At 75.1% G+C, this 16,571-nt stretch carries 12 protein-coding genes; 10 read left to right on the forward strand and 2 right to left on the reverse strand.

What is annotated here, in order from left to right:
* Positions 1-35 precede the first annotated feature (35 nt).
* Positions 36-1,811: a 3-hydroxybutyryl-CoA dehydrogenase gene (locus A6F73_RS23455; RefSeq protein WP_063349597.1), complete on the reverse strand. Its 1,776-nt coding sequence runs from the start codon at positions 1,809-1,811 to the stop codon at positions 36-38.
* A gap of 530 nt (positions 1,812-2,341) precedes the next feature.
* Here A6F73_RS23455 and A6F73_RS23460 point away from each other — a divergent pair.
* The 3 genes from A6F73_RS23460 (at position 2,342) to A6F73_RS23470 (ending at position 6,632) form a co-directional block, all read left to right on the forward strand.
* On the forward strand, positions 2,342-3,796 hold the full coding sequence (locus tag A6F73_RS23460; protein ID WP_079135930.1) for a glutamine synthetase family protein: 1,455 nt from the start codon (positions 2,342-2,344) through the stop codon (positions 3,794-3,796).
* A 3-nt stretch (positions 3,797-3,799) separates the two neighbouring features.
* Positions 3,800-4,936: an amidohydrolase family protein gene (locus A6F73_RS23465; RefSeq protein WP_063349598.1), complete on the forward strand. Its 1,137-nt coding sequence runs from the start codon at positions 3,800-3,802 to the stop codon at positions 4,934-4,936.
* A 208-nt stretch (positions 4,937-5,144) separates the two neighbouring features.
* A complete protein-coding gene (locus A6F73_RS23470) occupies positions 5,145-6,632 on the forward strand; it encodes a S8 family serine peptidase (RefSeq protein ID WP_063349599.1) in 1,488 nt (495 codons plus the stop codon).
* 141 nt (positions 6,633-6,773) lie between these two features.
* Here A6F73_RS23470 and A6F73_RS23475 read toward each other — a convergent pair whose 3' ends face one another.
* Entirely contained in the window at positions 6,774-7,667 is an 894-nt protein-coding gene (locus A6F73_RS23475) for a HipA family kinase (RefSeq protein WP_063351455.1), read from the reverse strand.
* Positions 7,668-7,790: 123 nt separating this feature from the next.
* On the opposite strand from A6F73_RS23475, the gene A6F73_RS23480 reads away from it, so the two are divergent.
* The 7 genes from A6F73_RS23480 (at position 7,791) to A6F73_RS23510 (ending at position 16,552) form a co-directional block, all read left to right on the forward strand.
* The gene (locus tag A6F73_RS23480) at positions 7,791-8,231 is read left to right on the forward strand and encodes an SRPBCC family protein (protein ID WP_063349600.1); all 441 of its coding nucleotides are present in this window, start codon (positions 7,791-7,793) and stop codon (positions 8,229-8,231) included.
* 193 nt (positions 8,232-8,424) lie between these two features.
* Entirely contained in the window at positions 8,425-9,579 is a 1,155-nt protein-coding gene (locus tag A6F73_RS23485) for a glycosyltransferase (RefSeq protein WP_063349601.1), read from the forward strand.
* A 378-nt stretch (positions 9,580-9,957) separates the two neighbouring features.
* Positions 9,958-11,481, forward strand: a complete 1,524-nt coding sequence (locus A6F73_RS23490) for a sugar transferase (RefSeq protein WP_063349602.1) — start codon at positions 9,958-9,960, stop codon at positions 11,479-11,481.
* A 5-nt stretch (positions 11,482-11,486) separates the two neighbouring features.
* Positions 11,487-12,800: an O-antigen ligase family protein gene (locus tag A6F73_RS23495; RefSeq protein WP_063349603.1), complete on the forward strand. Its 1,314-nt coding sequence runs from the start codon at positions 11,487-11,489 to the stop codon at positions 12,798-12,800.
* Positions 12,797-14,536 carry a lipid II flippase MurJ gene (locus tag A6F73_RS23500; RefSeq protein ID WP_063349604.1) on the forward strand — a complete coding sequence of 580 codons (1,740 nt, stop codon included), beginning with the start codon at positions 12,797-12,799 and terminating at the stop codon, positions 14,534-14,536. The genes A6F73_RS23495 and A6F73_RS23500 overlap by 4 nt, the downstream gene beginning before the upstream one ends.
* The gene (locus A6F73_RS23505; RefSeq protein WP_079135931.1) at positions 14,526-15,440 is read left to right on the forward strand and encodes a polysaccharide deacetylase family protein; all 915 of its coding nucleotides are present in this window, start codon (positions 14,526-14,528) and stop codon (positions 15,438-15,440) included. Before A6F73_RS23500 ends, A6F73_RS23505 begins: the two co-directional genes overlap by 11 nt.
* Positions 15,437-16,552 carry a glycosyltransferase gene (locus A6F73_RS23510; protein WP_063349605.1) on the forward strand — a complete coding sequence of 372 codons (1,116 nt, stop codon included), beginning with the start codon at positions 15,437-15,439 and terminating at the stop codon, positions 16,550-16,552. Before A6F73_RS23505 ends, A6F73_RS23510 begins: the two co-directional genes overlap by 4 nt.
* Positions 16,553-16,571: the final 19 nt, after the last annotated feature.

Raw genomic sequence — 16,571 nt, forward strand, 5'->3', positions numbered from 1 at the left:
CTCGCGCGCGGCGGCGCCCCCGGCAGCTGGCGTGGTCACCGGCGCGCGTGGTCGCGGAAGCCGCGGCCGGTCTTGCGGCCCAGGCAGCCGGCGGCGACCAGGTGCTCCAGCAGCGGTGCGGCCGCCAGGCCCGGCTCGCGGAACTCCTGGTGCAGCACCTGCTCGATGGTCAGCGAGACGTCCAGGCCGACCACGTCCAACAGCTCGAACGGGCCCATCGGGTAGCCGCAGCCCAGCTTCATCGCGGTGTCGATGTCGTCCACCGTCGCGTAGTGCTCCTGGAGCATCCGCACCGCGTCGTTCAGGTAGGGGAAGAGCAGCGCGTTGACGATGAAGCCGGCCCGGTCGCCGCACTCCACCGGGTGCTTGCGGACCGCGGCGGTCAGCTCCAGCACGGTCGCGGTGACGTCCGGAGCGGTCAGCACGGTGGAGACCACCTCGACCAGCTTCATGGCCGGCGCCGGGTTGAAGAAGTGCATGCCGATCACGTCCTGCGGCCGCGAGGTGGCGGTCGCGCAGCTGATCACCGGCAGCGAGGAGGTGGTGGTGGCGAGCACCGCGCCCGGCCTGACGATCTTGTCCAGGGCGGCGAACAGCTCGCGCTTGACCGTCAGGTCCTCGGCCACCGCCTCGATCACCAGGTCCACGTCGGCCAGTTCGGCGTACTGGCCGACCGGGGTGACCAGCGCTAGCGCGGCGTCCCGCGCCTGCGCGCTCAGCCGGCCCCGGTCGACCGCGCGCGCCAGCGACTTCGCCAGCTGCGCCTTGGCCCGGTCGGCCTTCTCCTGGCTGCGGGCGGCCAGCAGCACCGGGCGGCCGGCCTTGGCGAAGACCTCGGCGATGCCGGTCGCCATGGTGCCCGAGCCGCAGACGCCGACCGTGCGGACCTCCCGGCCCGCCACCGCGGCCCGCGCCGGGCCGGTCGCCGCGTCCACGGCCCTGGACGAGCCGGGCGCCTCGTAGGTGTAGAAGCCGCGGCCGGACTTGCGGCCCAGCAGCCCGGCCGCGACCAGCTGGCCGAGGATCGGGGCGGGCGCGTGCAGGCGGTCCCGGGACTGCTCGTACATCGCCTCCAGGACGGTCCGCGCGGTGTCCACGCCGATCAGGTCGAGCAGCGCCAGCGGGCCCATCGGCAGGCCGCAGCCGAGCCGCATCGCGGCGTCGATGTCCTCCCGGGAGGCGTACTTGGACTCGTACATCGCGGCGGCCTGGTTCAGGTACGCGAACAGCAGGCCGTTGACCACGAAGCCGGCCCGGTCGCCGGCCGCCACCGGCTCCTTGCCGAGGTCCCGGGCGAACGCGGCGGCGTCCTCGGCGACCTGCGGGGAGGTCAGCACCGTGCGGACCACCTCGACCAGCTTCATGCTGTGCACCGGGTTGAAGAAGTGCAGGCCCAGCACCCGCTCCGGGCGGGCGGTCGCGGCGGCGATCCGGGTCACCGAGAGCGCGGTGGTGCCGGTGGCCAGCACCGTCCCCGCCGGGCAGATCCGGTCCAGCTCGGCGAAGAGCTCCCGCTTCAGCTCCAGCTGCTCGGGCACCTCCTCGATCACCAGCTCGGCCCCGGCGGCGGCCGACAGCTCGTGGCCGACCGAGATCAGCGCCAGCAGCGCGGTGCGCTCCCCGGCGGTGATCCGCTCCCGGTCGACCGCGTGCGCGGTCGCCTCCTCGATCCGGGCCAGTGCCCGGGCGGCAGAGTCCTCGGTGGCCTCGATGCCGATCACCCGGCGGCCGCTCCTGGCGACGGCCACCGCGACACCGGCACCCATCGTGCCGAGGCCGACGACGGCGACCGTGGAAAAGGGACGCTCCATCTGTCCTGACTCCTAGTCCTGAAGGGCCCGCGCACGCCCCGGCGGGCAGGCCGCCGCGCCCGCGCGTGCGGCGGGGGCGGCCGCCGCCGGGGGAGGGTCCGCGCGCGGGGCTGGGGAGATGACGGGTTCCGGCACACGGCCCCGGCGGCCGGTCCGCTCCGGCCGAACTGAGGGGTGTGCCGTGGTGCTCAGGCGCTCAAGGGTGAAAGGAAGCGGCTCTGATACGAGGAAGGAGACCCGGCCCGCCGCGGTTCGCGGCGCCGGCCGGTGAATGACGCACCGCGCGCCCGCCGTGGACACGGCGACCGCAGGCCCCCGCCGGTGCGGCTCCCGTAGCCCGGCGGTGGTGCGTCCGGCCACTGTAGCGAAGCTACCTGCGAGTAGGAAGGGGTGTGGGCGTCACAAAAGGCATCCGGACGGCGGGGCGGGGTCCGGCGGCGGCCCGAACGGGTGAACGGGCGGACGGGCGTCCACCGGGACCACCCGATAGGGGAGTTACCCGGCCGCGGCGGGCGGGGCAGCATGGGGGCATGACCCTCGGAACCGCCGCCGGCCCCGCCGCGTCCGCCTCCGGCTCCACCGGCCCGGCCGGAGGCCTCGGTGGGCACCTCGCCGCCGTCACGCTGCCCCCGAGCGCCGCGCGCGTCGAACAGGCAGAGGCCGCCGTCGACCGGCTGCGCACCGCCGCCGTCGACGCGGTGGCCGTCACCTGGGTGGACAACGCGGGCATCACCCGGGTCAAGGCCGTCCCGCTGGGCGCCCTGGTGCACGCCGCGCAGTGGGGCGTCGGTACCGCACCCTGCTTCGACGTCTTCCTCGCCGACGACGGCATCACCACCAGCCCGAGCGCCGGCGGCCCCACCGGGGACCTGCGGCTCTACCCCGACCTCGACCGGGTCGTCCCGCTGGCCGCCCAGCCCGGCTGGGCCTGGGCCCCGGGGGACCGGCACACCCAGGCCGGCACCCCGCACCCCGGCTGCCAGCGGCTGTTCGCCCGCCGGATGGAGGCCGCGGCCGCCGAGCGCGGGCTGACCCTGCGGGCCGGCATCGAGGTCGAGTGGGTGGTCGCCCTCGCCGGCGGCCCGCAGGACGAGCCGCAGTACCCGACGCACGGCCCCGCGTACGGGATGCACCGGCTCACCGACCTCACCGACTATCTGCGGGACGTCCTGCGCGCCCTCGGCGAGCAGGGGCTGACCGTCCTGCAGATCCACCCCGAGTACGCCCCGGGCCAGTTCGAGGTCTCGGTGGCCCCCGAGGGTCCGGTCGGCGCCGCCGACACCTCCGTCCTGGTCCGGCACACCGTGCGGGCCGTCTCCGCCCGGCACGGCCTGCGGGTCTCCTTCGCCCCCGTGGTCGAGCCCGGCGCGGTCGGCAACGGCGGGCACCTGCACCTGAGCCTCTGGCGGGACGGCCGCAACCTCGGCCACGGCGGCCCCGGCCCGCACGGCCTGACCGCCGAGGCCGAGGGCTTCCTCGCCGGGGTGCTCGGCGCGCTGCCCGAACTCCTGGTGCTGGGCTGCTCCAGCCCCGCCGGCTACCTGCGGCTGGTGCCCTCGCACTGGGCCGGCGCCTACCAGTGCTGGGGCCTGGAGAACCGCGAGGCCGCGCTGCGCCTGGTGACGGGCTCCACGGGGGAGCGGGCCGACGCCGCCAACGCCGAGGTCAAGTGCTTCGACGCCAGCGCCAATCCGTACCTGGCGGTCGGCGCGGTGCTCGCCGCCGGTCTCGCCGGCCTCGACCAACACCGGGAGCTGCCACCGGAGTTCACCGGCGACCCGGCCGCCGCCGAGCCCGGCGCGGTGCCCCGGCTGCCGACCGGTCCGGCGCAGGCGCTGGCCGCGTACGAGCGCTCGGCGGTGCTGCGCGAGGCGCTCGGCGGGCCGCTGTACGAGGCGGTGCTGGCGGTGCGCCGGGCGGAGGGCGAGCAGTACGCCGCCGCCACCCCCGAGCAGTTGGTCGCCGCCACCCGCTGGCGGTACTGACCGGTGCACGCCGGGGCCCCGGCGGTGCCCGCGCTGGTCGACCACCACTGCCACAGCGTGGTGGCGGCCGACCTCGCCGACGACGCCCTGGCCGGGCTGCTCACCGAGTCCGACCGGCCGCCCGCGCCCGGCTGTTCGCCCTTCGACAGTGCGCTCGGCCTGGCCGTCCGGCGCTGGTGCCCGCCCGTCCTCGGCCTGCCCGCGCACGCCCCGGCCGCCGACTACCTGGCCCGGCGGCGGGAGCTGGGCGGCGCCGAGGCCACCCGCCGGCTGCTGGCCGCGGCCGGGCTGGACACCTGCCTGGTGGACACCGGGCTGACCGCCGCCGCGGGCCTTCCGTTGCTGCCGCTCGGCGAACTGGCCGCGGCCGCCGGGGCGGTGGTGCACGAGGTGGTCCGGCTGGAGTCGGTGGCCGAAACGGTGGCGGGCCAGGCCGAGTCCTGGCCGCAGGCCGTCGGGGAGGCGCTGGCGGCGGCCGCCGCGGATGCGGTCGCGGTCAAGTCGGTGCTCGCCTACCGGCACGGCCTGGCCGCCCCCGCCGAACGGCCCGCGCGGGCGGCCGTGGTGGCCGCGGCCGGCACCTGGCTGCGCGGCGGGCGGGGCCGGCTGGCCGATCCGGTGCTGCTGCACCACCTGCTCTGGACGGCCGTGGACGTCTGTGCCGGGCTGGGCCTGCCGCTCCAACTCCACACCGGCTTCGGCGATCCCGACCTCACCCTGCACCGGGCCGATCCGTCGCTGCTGACCGGTTTCGTGCGCGCCGCCGAGCCGAGCGGCGTCCCGCTGGTGCTGCTGCACTGCTACCCGTACCACCGCCAGGCCGGGTGGCTGGCCCAGGCCTTCCCGACGGTGTACACCGACCTCGGGCTGACCGCCTCCTACACCGGCCCGCGGGTGGCTGCGGTGCTGGGCGAGATGCTGGAACTGACGCCGTTCGGCAAGCTGTTGTTCTCCACCGACGCGTACGGGCTGCCCGAGTTGTACCTGGTGGGCGCCGCCCAGTTCCGGTACGGACTGGGGGCGGTGCTGGCCGACTGGCAGGCGGGTGGCGCCTGTTCGGCGGCGGACGCGCAGCGGCTGGCCCGGTTGGTCGCCGCCGACAACGCCCGGACGCTGTACTCACTGCCCGGCGCACCGTAGCACGTCGACGGACCATCACTTTTTAACACTCTTCAATTCTGTTGACATGTTGGGCCTCCGGACTCCTCGGTTCCGATGTTGGCCAACATGTGACGATTAGATGACTACCTCTTGCGCTTATCAGCGAATATTCATTAGCGTCCCGATCATTCCAGGCGCACCTGCCACACCGCAGCTGCCGCATGACGACTCGGGAGGGCCAACCCCTATGAGAGTTCCTCGGATCAGCCGGACCCGGTTCGCGGCGGTGGGCCTCGTGCTCGCCACCGCCGGCGCCCTCGCGCTCCCGGCCGGCACCGCCGTCGCGGCCCCCTCGGCGGGCTCGACGACCGGTCCGCTGCTCAGCTACGTCGTCAACACCAAGGCCAACCACGGCCAGGTGCAGAAGGTCGAGAAGGCGATCACCGCCCTCGGCGGCTCGGTGGTGTACTCGTACGAGCAGATCGGCGTCGTCATCGCCCGCTCGGACGACACCGCGTTCGCGCAGAAGCTGCGTCAGGCCAAGGGCGTCGACTCCGTCGGTGCCAGCCGCACCAAGGGCATCACCGCCGCCGACCAGGCCAAGGCCGACGTCGCCGCCGAGCCCTCCGCCGCGCCCGCCGCCGGTCAGGAGCCGTACGAGGCCAACCAGTGGGACATGCGCCAGATCGGTGTCGACAAGGCGCACAAGCTCTCGCTCGGCAGCCGCAACGTCACCGTCGGCGTGCTGGACTCCGGCATCGACGCGACGCACGAGGACCTGGCCGCCAACGTGGACGCCTCGCAGTCGGTCTCCTGCATCGACGGCGGCAAGCCGAACACCGACTGGAAGTCCTGGCAGCCCACCACCAGCGACCACGGCACCCACGTGGCCGGCACGATCGGCGCCGCCAAGAACGGCAAGGGCGTCGTCGGCATCGCCCCGAACGTGAAGCTGGCCGCGGTCAAGGTCGTCGACGACGGCGGGTTCATCTACCCCGAGTACGCGATCTGCGGCTTCGTGTGGGCCGGTGAGCACCAGTTCAAGGTGACCAACAACAGCTACTACGTCGACCCGTGGATGTTCAACTGCCCGAACGACAAGGACCAGGCCGCGATCAGCGCCGCCGTCCGCAAGGCGGTCTCGTTCTCGCAGCGCAAGGGCGTCCTCAACGTCGCCGCGGCGGGCAACGAGAACATCGACCTGGCGCACAAGACCGTTGACGTCTCCAGCCCGGACGACACCACCAAGGTGACCCGCCCGGTCACCAACGACTGCCTGTCGCTGCCGACCGAGCTGCCCGGTGTCATCGCCGTCTCCTCGGTGGGCGTCAAGGGCGACAAGGCGTACTACTCCAGCTACGGCAAGGGCGTCGTGACCGTCGCCGCGCCGGGTGGCGACCGCCGCTACCAGCTCCCGGACACCCCGGACAAGGACGGTCGGATCCTCTCCACCATCCCGGGCAACAAGTACGGCTACATGCAGGGCACCTCGATGGCCACCCCGCACGTCGTCGGCGTGGTCGCGCTGCTCGCCAGCACCTTCCCGTGGGCCAACCCGGACGAGCTGACCGAGCTGCTCACCAACCAGGCGGAGTCGCACCCCTGCCCGACCGGCGAGTACAACCCGGGCGGCACCGGCGCGTACAAGGCCACCTGCGAGGGCGGCGCGGACGACAACGGCTTCTACGGCGCGGGCATCATCAACGCCGAGAAGGCGGTCCAGTGGTGGCGCTGACGCGCTGACCACGGCGACACCTGAACACTGAGTCGGGGAGCGGGCCCATCCGGGTCCGCTCCCCGGTCGTTTCCGGGCCACCGTGCCCGGGCCCTGCCCGGCCCGCGCCCGGCCGACTTCCACGGGCGGGCCCCGGCCCACTCACTCGACGTGCTGGTCCCAGCCCGTCTCCACCGACGGCTTGCCGTGCAGGTCCGGGACTTCCTGGAGCCAGGCGGGCCGGCCGGCCCGCGTCCGGGCCTCCCGGCGGCGTTCGGCCTCGCGCAGCTGCTCGGGGGTGGCGAAGCCCTCCGGGAGCCACTGCGCGGAGAGCACCACCCGGGCGGCCAGGTGGGTCACGTAGGCGTGCCGGACGGCGGCCACCGAGTCGAAGCCGGGCTCGTCGGCCAGCCACTCGTCCGGGACGAGCGCCAGCACCTCCTCCAGCAGGCCGACGGTGACCAGCGGGCCGAGCTCCTCGTCGGCCAGCCGGACGTCCGGGGCCGCGCCGCCCAGCGCGTGCGCGCTGAGGTCGTAGCGCTTGCCGACCGCCGCCTCGGCGGTGGCCCAGCGGTGGTGGAAGATCAGCGCGGCGCCGTTGTCGATCAGCCAGAGCCGTCCGTGCCAGACCACCAGGTTGGGGTTGTGGACGGTGCGGTCGACGTTGCCGGTGAGGGCGTCCAGCCAGACCACCCGCCCGGCCTCGGCGGAGTCCACCGGGATCATGCCCGGCCGGTAGTCCCGCGCGCCGGGCAGCAGGTCCATCCCGAGGTTGAGGCCGCCGCTGGCCTTGAGCATGTCCTGGATCTCGGTGTCGGGCTCGTCCGCGGCGACGGCCGGATCGAAGTCCACCAGCCGCAGCTCGGGGACGCGCAGGCCGAGCCGCCGGGCCAGCTCGCCGACGATCACCTCCGCGACCAGCGCCTTGCGGCCCTGCGCGGCGCCGGTGAACTTGACCACGTAGGTTCCCAGGTCGTCGGTCTCCACCACACCGGGGACGGAACCGCCGGACCGCAGCGGGTCGACGTAGCGCACTGCTGTCACCAGATCGAGCACACCGGCCACCCTATCCCGCCGCCCCGCCACCTCTGCGGGCCGTCCGGTAGGCCTGCGCCCCCGGCGCTGTGATTGGCTTGCCGGTGACAATCGGAAGACCAAACGGACGAGGAGAGCAAGGCCATGGGACAGGTGCAGGCCACCACCGAGCGGGACTACGACGCCGCCCCCGAGCGGGTGTACGAGGCGCTGGCCGACTACCAGGTGACCCGCCCGAAGCTGCTGCCCCCGCAGTACAGCGAGTACGAGGTCCGGGTCGGCGGCACCGGCGCCGGCACCCAGGTGCACTGGAAGCTGCAGGCCACCGAGAAGCGCGTGCGGGACTGCCTGTTCACCGTCTCGGCGCCCTCGCCCGACCAACTGGTGGAGAAGGACGCCAACTCCAGCATGGTGATCACCTGGACCGTCTCGGCGGCCGGCGAGGGCCGGTCGAAGGTCACCGTCTCGGCCACCTGGCAGGGCGCGAGCGGCATCGGCGGCTTCTTCGAGCGCACCTTCGCCCCGAAGGGCCTGAACCGGATCCACGACCAGGTGCTGGCCAACCTGGCCGCCGAGGTCCGCTGAGTCCGCGGAGTTCACCGAGTTTACCGGGTTCACCGGGTTCACCGGGTTCACCTTTCCGCGGAAATTCGCCCGGGAATTCGAGCGGCCCGTCCACCCGTACGAGCGGAAAGCCGTACGGGTGGACGGCCCGCCACCTGCGGGTGACGAGGGCCGCCCGGCGCGGGGGAGCCACCCTAGGCTCGCCGCCGTGCATATGACGATCCTTCACATTTCACAGCCCGTGGACGGCGGAGTCGCCCGCGTCGTCGCCGATCTGGTCCGGGGGCAGCGCGAGGCCGGTCACCGGGTGCTGGTCGCCTGCCCGGGCGGCGGCCGGCTGGCCGAGGAGGCCGCCGCCGTGGGCGCGCTGGTCCATGACTGGCCCGCCGGGCGCTCGCCGGGCCCGGGCACCGCCGCCGAGGCGTGGCGGCTGCGCCGGATCGTCCGGGCGGCCGCGCCCGACGTGGTCCACCTGCACAGCGCCAAGGCCGGGCTGGCCGGCCGGCTGGCGGTACGCGGCGCGGTGCCGACCGTCTTCCAGCCGCACGCCTGGTCCTTCGCCGCCGTCGAGGGCCCGCTGGCCACCGCCACCCTGCACTGGGAGCGCTTCGCGAGCCGCTGGGCGCACCGCCTGCTCTGTGTCAGCGTCCAGGAGCGGGCCGACGGCGTCGCCGCCGGGGTGAGCGCGGACTGGGCGGTGGTGCCCAACGGCGTGGACGTCCGCCACTACGCACCCGCCGACCGCCGGGCGGCCCGGATCGCGCTGGGCCTGGACCTGGACGCGCCGCTCGCGGTCTGCGTCGGCCGGCTGTGCCGGCAGAAGGGGCAGGACGTGCTGCTGGCGGCCTGGCCGGAGGTGCTGCGGGCGGTGCCGCAGGCCCGGCTGGCGCTGGTGGGCGGCGGCCCCGAGGAGAACCGGCTGGCGGATCTGGTCCGGGAGTCGGCCGAGCCGTCCCGGGTCCGGCTGGTCGGGGACGTGCCGGATCCGAGGCCGTGGCTGGCGGCGGCCGACCTGGTGGTGCTGCCCTCGCGCTGGGAGGGCATGGCGCTGGCCCCGCTGGAGGCGATGGCGGTGGCCCGTCCGGTGCTGCTGACCGACGTGCCGGGCGCCCGGGAGTGCCTGCCCCAGGCCGAGCGGGAGCGGGCGGTGGTGCCGCCCGAGGACGTGACCGCGCTCGCCACCCGAATGGCGGAAGCGCTGTCCGATTCGATCGAGTGTGAGCGGCGCGGGGCGCGGCTGCGCGATCACGTGGTTGCCCGGCATGACGTCCGCACGGTGGTCGAACAGGTGGACGCGCTGTACCGCCATCTGCTGGGTGCCGGTCCGGCGGCCGGGCGGCGCCGGGCCCGTGTCCCAGAGCGGATCTGATCGTTTCACATGCCGTGAATGCCCGCCGATCCGGCGCCGTCGTATTCGCACCCTCAACCGGATAGGGACGAGGCGTCAAATCCGAAATACCTATTAATGGGCGGCTGGAATGAAACGGCAAGTCAACTTCCAGCCTGCGCAGCCCGGTTATGTATTGTCGGATTTCGCCTGCTTCGTTTCGATTTCACGCCGGGAATTCGCGACTGAGCCCTTCATGGCCGCGCCCCGCGCGGCCGGGCCCGGTGCGAGAGGACCGAAAGCCGCCAGCGGTAGCAGGTGCTGTCAGGACCGCGCCCACCGGGCCGGGACGGCCGCTCCGCGCCATCCGGTGCCGGGGCGCCGTCACCCCGGGCACACAGCAGGGGAGTTCGTGCGCTGATGACCATTGACCACGACAGCGTGCCGCGAGCGGGTCGGTCCCTGTCCGGCCCCCGGCGGCCCGGCACCGGGCTGCTCGACCGTCCGGCCGGATCCGCCCGGACCCGGACGGTGCCGCCGCCCCGCCGGCCCCGCGGGGCGGTCCGTTCCCGGCTCGCCCTGCCGCTCGCGCTGGTCCAGGTCGACGCGATCGCGCTGTGCACCGCCACCGGCCTCGCCAACCGGGCCGTCGACCCGGCCGTCCCGCTCGCGCCGTTGCTCGGTGCCGCCGCCGTCCTGCCCCTGCTGCTCGTGCTCAACCTGGTCGGCGGCCTCTACCGCACCCGGCTCACCCTCTCCGTCCTGGACGAACTGCCCGCGCTGGCCGTCCGGGCCGTCGTCGCCACGGCCTTCGCCGTCACCCTGGCCGGCTGTCTGGACGGCCGCTGGCCCGACTGCGGCCCGGCCACCCCGGCCCGGCTCACCGTCCTGCTCGGCGTCCAGCTGCTGATCGCCGCCGTCGGCCGCGCCGTGCTCTACCACCTGGTCCGGCGGATCCGCCGCAGCCGCCCCAACCCCGTCCTGGTGCTCGGCGCCGGCCGGCTCGGCCGCCGGGTCGCCGCCGCCCTCAGCGAGCGCGGCGAGTACGGGATGCGCCCGGTCGGCTTCCTCGACGCCGACCCGCCGCTGCTCGCCGGCGACACCGACCTGCCCGTCCTCGGCGGCCGCGAGGTGCTGGAGCGCGAGGTCCGCCGGCACCGGATCCACCACGTGGTCGCCACCGCCGGCGCCGCCGACGAGGCCGAGACCGCCGCCGCCCTGCGCGACGCCGCCCGGCTCGGCTGCCAGGTCTGGCTGGTGCCCGCGCTGCGCGAGCACGGCTCGCTGCCCGCCGGCCCGCTGGCCGGAGCCGACCACCTGTGGGGCTTCCCCTGCCTGCGGGTCGGCGGCCCGGCGATGCGCCGCCCCGGCTGGGCCGCCAAGCGCGCCCTGGACGTCACCGCCGCCGGGCTCGGCCTGCTGCTGCTCGCCCCCGTCCTGGTGCTCTGCGCGCTGGCCGTCCGCTTCGACACCGGCCCCGGCGTGCTCTTCCGCCAGCAGCGCACCGGGCTGGACGGCAAGGTCTTCACCGTCCTCAAGTTCCGCACCCTGCGCCCGAGCAACGAACACGAGTCGGCGACCCGTTGGAACATCTCCCAGGACCACCGGATGGGCGCCGTCGGCCGGCTGCTGCGCCGCAGCTCGCTGGACGAGCTGCCGCAGCTGTGGAACGTGCTGTGCGGCGACATGAGCCTGGTCGGCCCGCGCCCGGAACGCCCCTACTTCGTCATGCGGTTCGGCCAGGCCTACCCCGAGTACGCCGACCGCCACCGCGTCCCGGTCGGCCTGACCGGCCTCGCCCAGGTCAACGGGCTGCGCGGGGACACCTCGATCGAGGACCGGGCCCGGTTCGACAACCGCTACATCGAGAGCTGGAGCCTCTGGCAGGACGTCAAGATCCTGTGCCGCACCGCGGTCCTGATGCTCCACCCGGACGGGAGCTGACCCGCGTGGCCCTGACCCTTCCCGCCGTCCCCCGGCTCGCGTTACGCAAGGCGCTGCCCGCGCTCGCGGACCGGCCCAGCCTGCTCGCCGCGGCGACCGTCCTGCTGGTCTGCGTGCCCACCGGCGAGAAGGACGTCGCCGCCGCCGTCCACGTCACCGCCGCCGACGTGGCCTCGCTGGCCCTGGTCGCGCTCACCGCGCTCAACCTGCTGCGCGGGCGGCTGCCCGCCGTCAGCCGCGCCACCTGCGTGCTGTTCGGCGGCATCGTGGCCGCCGCCGCCGTCGCCACCGTCGGCTCGATCGACCCGGCCACCAGCCTCACCGGCTTCGTCCGGCTCACCCAGGTGTTCGTCCTGGTGCCGGCCGGGGTGCTCTGCTCGCTGCGCGACCGCGTCGACCAGCGGCTGGTCCTCGGCTCCTTCGTGCTCGCCGCGCTGATCCAGGGCGTGGTCGGCGCGCACCAGTACCTCACCCGGACCGGCGCCTCCTACACCGGCCAGCCGATCCGGGCCGTCGGCACCTTCGGCGCCCTCGACATCATGGCGATGTCCACGGTCGTCAGCTACGGGCTGCTCGCCGCCCTGGCCCTGGCGCTCGCCGAGCGCCGCCCCGGCGGCGACGTCCGGCTGCGCCGCGCCATGTTCGCGGCCGCCGCCTTCCTGGCCTTCCCGCTCGCCGTCTCGTTCAGCCGCGGCAGCTGGATCGCCACCGCCGCCGCGGCCACCGTGCTGCTGCTGCGCGCCGACGCCCGGCTCGCCGTCCGCGGCGCCGTCCTCGGCCTGGCCGGCGCGGTCGTCCTGGTCGGCGGCCTCGGCCTCGGCGCCTCCGGCGTCACCGCGCGGCTCGGCTCGATCGGCTCCGTCTCCGCGGCCCCCGACCAGTCCGTCTCCGACCGCTACGACCTGTGGTCCACCGCCGGGCGGATCTGGCAGGACCACCCCGTCCACGGCGCCGGCCCCAAGGCCTTCCAGCAACTGCGTGACAGCCACGCCCCGCTGCGGCTCTCCTCCGGCAGCGACGCCGCCGACTCCACCATCGGCTTCCAGCGCGAACCGCTGCTCTCCCCGCACAACATGTACTTCCTGGTGCTCAGCGAGCAGGGTCTGATCGGCATCGTCGCCTACGCCGCGCTCTTCCTCGGCCTGCTGCTCGGCTGCCTGCGCCACTCCCGCGGCCCGGCCCTCGCCGCCCTGGCCCTGCTCACCTGGGTGCTGGTCGACTACCTGTACGCGGACATCGGCGGCACCACCACCGTGCTGACCTCCGTCGTCCTCGGTCTCGCGGCCCGGGCCTGCGTCGCGGAGGCCGACCCGCGATGACCACCGACCAGCCGGCCCTCGCCTCCGCCGTGCCCGCCCCGCGCGGCGTCCGCGCCGGCGGCCGGCCGCCCGGGCCCGATCCGGCCCCCCGGCGCGGCTTCCTCGCCAAGGCCTTCGGCATCACCGCCGTCCTCAGCGCCGCCGGCTCCGGCCTCGGCCTGCTGCGCGACCTCCTGCTGGCCCGCTACTTCGGCGCCAACCAGGGCACCGACGCCTTCCTGGTCGCCTGGACCGTCCCGGAGACGGCCGCGCCGCTGCTGATCGAGGACGCCATGTCCTTCCTCATGGTGCCCGCCTTCGCGCTCGCCCTGGTGCTGCGCGAGGAGGACCCGGACGCCCCCGACCCGGTCCGCCAACTGGTCCGCGCCACCCTGCCCTGGCTGCTGCTCGCGCTCAGCGGGCTCGCGCTGGCCACCGCCCTCGGTGCCCCGCAGCTGGTCGAGCTGCTCGCCCCCGGCCTGGCCAACCCCGGCCTCGCCGTCACCTGCACCCGGATCACCGCGATCACCGTGCTGCCGTTCGGCGTGGCCGGCTACCTCGCCGCCGCGCTGCGCGCCCACCACTGCTTCACCGCGCCGGCCGGCATCTACGTCGCCTACAACGTCGGCATCCTCGCCGTGCTGCTCGGCTGCCAGTCCTTCCTGGGCGTGCGCTCCGCCGCCCTCGGCGTCGCGCTCGGCAGCCTGCTGATGGCCGGCCTGCTGGTCGCCCCGTTCCTGCGCCGGCTGCGCCAGGGTGCGGGCCCGGGATCGCACCCGGGCGCGGGCCGCTCCCGCCGCTCCCGCAAGGCGCTGGTGCTGATGCCGTTCGCCCTGCTGCCGGTGGCCGCGTTCACCCTGACCCGGCAGTCGCAGGTCTTCGTCGAGCGCTACCTCGGCTCGGCGCTGCCGCCCGGCACCATCTCGCACCTCAACTACGCCGCCAAGGTCTCCCAACTGGCCATGACGGCAGGCATCCTGATCTGCACCGTCACCTTCCCGCTGGTCGCCCGGGCGCTGGCGGCCGGGGACCTCACCGCCGCCCGGGACCGGGTCGAGAAGGACCTCGGCCAGGCCGCGGCGGTCGTCCTGGTCGGCACCGCCTTCCTGATGGCCTGCGCCCCCTCGGTGGTCTCGCTGCTCTTCCAGCGCGGTGCCTTCGGCCCGCGGGATACCGCCGCCACCGCCGCCGTCATCCGGGTCTACAGCTTCGGCCTGCCCGCCCAGGCGCTGATCGGCGTGATGATCCGCCCGTACTTCTCGCTGCGCCCGGTGGTCCGCCGGGCCGACGATCCGGGCACCGAGGACGGCGGCCGCCGGCTGCTGGACTGGTTCCCGGTCGCCGCGATGCTGCTCGGCCTCGGCGTCACCGTCGTGGTCAGCCTGCTCGCCACCCCCCGCTTCGGCGCACTCGGGCTCGCCGCCGGGAACGCGGCCGGCATCACCGCCGCCGCCGCGCTGCTGCTGCACGGCCTGGTGCTGCGCGGCATCCCGCTGCGGCTGCGCCGGGTGCTCGGCGGCCACGCCCGGCTGCTGGCCGCCGCCGGTGGCGCCACCGCCCTCGGCGCCGCCGTCGCCGGGCTGGCCACCGGCCCCCTGCTCTCGACCCTCCTCGGGGGCCTCACCGTGGCGTTGGCCTTCGCCGTCCTCGGCACCGGCCTCGGCGCGCGTGAGGTGCGCGGTCCGGTCCTCGCCGTGGCCCGGGCCCTGAACCCGCCAACCGTCGCCGATGAAGGGAAGCTTCCCCATGGACAATGAACGGGGAACCGTCCGTTCGACCCAGGCGGGCGTCCGCCGCCAGGCCGTACCGGCCGCAGCCGCACCACGTGGCGACCTCCCGTACACCGACTCCGCCGGACCGAAGGCGCGGCTGTCCAGGAGCCGCCGCCCGCTCGGCGAACCGTCCGGCCCCGGTTCCTCCTCGCCGTGGATCCTGATGTACCACTCGGTGGCGGTCGAGAAGGAGGACCCGTACCAGCTGACCGTCAGCCCCGAGCGGTTCGCCGAGCAGGTCGCCTGGCTGCACCGGCGCGGGCGGCGCGGCGTCTCCGTGCGCGAGCTGATGCGGGCCCGGGCCGCCGGCCGGGACGACAAACTGGTCGGGCTGAGCTTCGACGACGGCTACGCGGACTTCGCGCGCCACGCCGTGCCGATCCTCCAGGCGTACGGCTTCACCGCCACCGCGTACGTGGTCGCCGACCTGCTCGGCCGGGACAACGGCTGGGACGCCGAGGGGCCGCGCAAGCAGCTGCTCACCGTCCAGGAGGTCACCGAACTCGCCGCCGCCGGTTGGGAGATCGGCTCGCACGGCCTCGGCCACCAGGCGCTGCCCGGCCTGCCGGCCGACGTCCTGGCGGTGCAGACCCGGGAGAGCCGGCGCCTCCTGGAAGAGGTGGTCGGCGGCCCGGTCACCGGCTTCTGCTACCCGTACGGCGCCGTCGACCTGCCCGCCACCGAGGCCGTGCGCGACGCCGGCTACGACTACGCCTGCGCCATCGCGCACTCCCCGCTCACCGGCCGCTTCGCGCTGCCCCGCTGCTACGTCGGCGACCGCGACGGCGCCTGGCGGCTGCGCGCCAAACGCGGCCGGCAGCGGCTGCGCGACACCGTCACCGAGCTGCGCCGAAGCCCCCTGGTCGCCCGGCGGGGGGCCCGGCCGTGAGGGTTCTGCACATCGTCACCGGCCTCGCCTCGGGCGGCGCCGAGCGCCAACTCCAGTTGCTGCTGCGGCACTTGCCCGCACACCAGCAGTGCGAGGTGGTCGCACTGACCAACCCCGGCACGGTCGCCGCCGCGCTGCGCGGCGACGGGGTGACCGTCCACCACCTCGGCATGCGCGGCAACCGCGACCTGGGCGCGCTGCCCCGGCTGGTCCGGCTGGTCCGCTCCGGCCGCTACGACCTGGTGCACACCCACCTGTACCGGGCGCAACTGTACGGCCGGCTGGCGGCCCGGCTCGCCGGGGTCCGCGCGGTGGTCTCCACCGAGCACTCGCTGCACGCCGGGGTGATCGAGGGCCGCCCGGTCACCCGCGGCGTCAAGGGCCTCTACCTGGCGGCCGAACGGCTCGGCAGCACCACCGTCGCGGTCTCCCGGCAGGTCGCCCAGACGCTGCACTCCTGGGGCGTCCCACCGGCCCGGGTCGAGCTGATCCCCAACGGCATCGACACCGCCCGCTACCGCCGCCCGGCCGCCGACCGGGCCGCCACCCGCCGCCGGCTGCGGGCCGAACTCGGCCTGCCGGAGGGGAGCTGGGTGGTCGGCGGAGTCGGCCGGCTGGTCCCCGGCAAGCGCTTCGAGGTGCTGCTGGAGGCCCTCGCCGCACTCGACCCGGCCGCCCGGTTGGTGCTTGTCGGCGCGGGCCCGGAGCGCGCCGCGCTGGAGCACCGGGCCGCCGAACTCGGCGTCCGGGAACGGCTGGTGCTCACCGGCGAGCGCGACGACGTGCCCGACCTGCTGACCGCCCTGGACGTGCTGGCCGCCCCCTCCACCGCGGAGACCTTCGGCCTCGGCATCCTGGAGGGCCTCGCGGCCGGCCTGCCGGTGCGGCACAGTGCCTGCCCGGCGCTCGACGAACTGCCGCCCAGTGCCGCCCCGCAGGCCCGCCGGATCCCCTCCGAGGGCGCCGCGTACGCCGCCGCGCTGCGCGACCTGCGGCACCTGAACGACCACAACGCCGACCCGCTGCCGCACCCCCCGGCGGTCGGTCACTACGACATCGCCCGGGTCGCCGCCGACCTGGGCGCCCTCTACGACCGGCTGGCCCGCGCTTGACCGCCCGCCGCCACCGGAA

This window comes from Streptomyces sp. MJM8645, assembly GCF_001625365.1.
In the GTDB taxonomy this organism is placed as follows: Bacteria; Actinomycetota; Actinomycetes; order Streptomycetales; family Streptomycetaceae; genus Kitasatospora.

Bases quoted from the DNA above. Each gene is read 5' to 3' on its own strand.
- A6F73_RS23455 (WP_063349597.1), bottom strand. From the start codon at position 1,811: ATGGAGCGTCCCTTTTCCACGGTCGCCGTCGTCGGCCTCGGCACGATG.
- A6F73_RS23460 (WP_079135930.1), top strand. From the start codon at position 2,342: ATGACCCTCGGAACCGCCGCCGGCCCCGCCGCGTCCGCCTCCGGCTCC.
- A6F73_RS23470 (WP_063349599.1), top strand. From the start codon at position 5,145: ATGAGAGTTCCTCGGATCAGCCGGACCCGGTTCGCGGCGGTGGGCCTC.
- A6F73_RS23480 (WP_063349600.1), top strand. From the start codon at position 7,791: ATGGGACAGGTGCAGGCCACCACCGAGCGGGACTACGACGCCGCCCCC.
- A6F73_RS23485 (WP_063349601.1), top strand. From the start codon at position 8,425: ATGACGATCCTTCACATTTCACAGCCCGTGGACGGCGGAGTCGCCCGC.
- A6F73_RS23490 (WP_063349602.1), top strand. From the start codon at position 9,958: ATGACCATTGACCACGACAGCGTGCCGCGAGCGGGTCGGTCCCTGTCC.
- A6F73_RS23500 (WP_063349604.1), top strand. From the start codon at position 12,797: ATGACCACCGACCAGCCGGCCCTCGCCTCCGCCGTGCCCGCCCCGCGC.
- A6F73_RS23505 (WP_079135931.1), top strand. From the start codon at position 14,526: ATGGACAATGAACGGGGAACCGTCCGTTCGACCCAGGCGGGCGTCCGC.